This window comes from Deltaproteobacteria bacterium (genome assembly GCA_009929795.1).
GTDB lineage: Bacteria > Desulfobacterota > Desulfovibrionia > Desulfovibrionales > Desulfomicrobiaceae > RZZR01.
Genome location: RZZR01000303.1, coordinates 1 through 1,889, shown reverse-complemented (window position 1 = coordinate 1,889; position 1,889 = coordinate 1). Strand labels below are relative to the sequence as shown.

Sequence of the window (1,889 nt, the reverse complement as noted above, 5' to 3'; positions counted from 1 at the left end):
CAGTCATTGATCGGCGCGGCGGACGAGGCCCTGTACAAGGCCAAATCTCAGGGACGCAACCGTTTGGTGCTTGCCGAAGACGGGGCGGCCGGAAAAATGCTTAGAGCTGCTTCGTAGAAATTTGCCGAGCGGCAGGGACCCCTTTTCGTTAATTCTTTCTGCTGAGTCACCCGCCCTCCCTCCGCACTAAGCCTCTCCGCTTCCTTGGACTCCTTTGGGGATGACTCCGGCTGTGAGCTCACGGTTTCCGGTATTCTTGGGTTTGGACGGCGCAAGCGAATTTTTTTTACGATGTGTACAGTCAGGTCCAACATTTCAAACCAAGGGCCCGGGGTTGGAAATGCTTGGAGCTCAAGATGTGAGAACCGGGCCCGAAGGCCCGGTTCTCGCGCGGAGGGAGGTTGTTAGCCTAGGAGTCCCGAGGTCGAGGGCTTGATGAACCTGGCCAGGAGGGACCGGCGGTTCAGGGGCCCGAACGTCGGGGCCTGGGCCAGAAGGTGATCGTTGTACTGCTTCGGCGGATAGGCGGTCAGGAAGATGACGCGTACGCTCTCCTCGTCGCAGAGCTGGGCCTGGGGGTTGGTCTTTTTGACCTTTTCCAGGCGGGCCGAGGCCATTGCCAGCATCTCGTCGCGGTCGCCGAAGTTCATGGCCCCGGTGGGGCAGGACAGGACACAGGCCGGCTTGAGGCCGTTGTGGACTCGGTCGATGCACATGTCGCACTTGCCCCAGACGCCAGATTCCGGATCGCGTCTGGGAACGTTGTAGGGGCACATCTCGTCGGGCAGGGTGTCCTCGGGGATGGCCTTGGTGTATTCGGTGTAGATCACGGCTCCGGTGGTTTCGTCCACCAGAACGGCCCGTTCGTCGAACTGGTCGGCGACCATCTTGCACGGGGGTTCCGTGCAGTGTCGACATTGGTCGGGCGTGAACAGCCACTTCAACGGGCCGTCATCGACAACTTCGTTGAAACGGACCAGTTTGTAGGTGGTGAAACTGAAATCCGCCGGGTTTTGATGGGTGCCACGTTGTTTGGTTTCCTCGGCAGGCAGTTTCTTCCACTGCTTGCAGGCCACCTGGCAGCCGCGACAGGCGGTACACTTGGTCAGATCGACAAAGAAGCTCTTACTCATGGGCGTCCTCCTCAGGCCTTCTTCACGTTGACCATGAAGGCTTTGGTTTCAGGAATACCGGTATTGGGGTCGCCCACGGACGGAGTCAGCAGGTTGGCCGAATCACCGCCATCCTTGGGGTGGACCCAGCCGTAATGCCAGGGCAGGCCGACCTGATGGACGGTCTGGCCCATGACCATAAAGGGCTTGAGTCTCGGGGTGACAATGGCGATGGCCCAGAGAGAAGCCCTTTCGCTCTCGACGATGACCTTCTCTCCATTGGCTATGCCGCGCATCTTGGCCAGATCCGGGCTCATTTCCACGAAGATCTGCGGTTCGGCCTCGATCAGCCACGGCGTCCAGCGGGTCATGACCCCGGATTGCCAGTGCTCGGTCACCCGGTAGGTGGAGCAGACAAAGGGAAAGCGCGGGTCGCAGACAGCCTTTTTCTCATCGGCGAAGTGCAGGGCCGTTGGGCTGTGGAGCTGTTTGGAGAATGGATGCTCGATGACCGGGCACTCCAAGGGCTCGTAGTACTCTGGCAGCGGGCCGTCGACCCGGCCAGGGCCAAAAATCTGGCCCATGCCGTTGACGGTCATGATGAAGGGGTGCTTGGTTCCAGGGGCCCATCCGCCGTCAGGCACGTCGCCTTCCCATTTCTCCCCGTTCCAGGCGATGACCGCCTTGTTGGGCGCATAGGGCTTGCCTTGCGGATCGACCGAGGCCCGGTTGTACAGGACCCGGCGGTTGACCGGCCAGCACCAGGCCCATTTGGGG

General features: G+C 60.8%; 2 protein-coding genes. Both read right to left on the bottom strand.

The window, feature by feature from the left end; all coding sequences use genetic code 11:
• Positions 1 to 404: 404 nt before the first annotated feature.
• Complete coding sequence (locus tag EOM25_14450; protein NCC26376.1) at positions 405 to 1,133, bottom strand: formate dehydrogenase; 729 nt, start codon at positions 1,131 to 1,133, stop codon at positions 405 to 407.
• An 11-nt stretch (positions 1,134 to 1,144) separates the two neighbouring features.
• A partial coding sequence (locus tag EOM25_14445; GenBank protein ID NCC26375.1) for a formate dehydrogenase occupies positions 1,145 to 1,889 on the bottom strand: 745 nt, incomplete at its 5' end.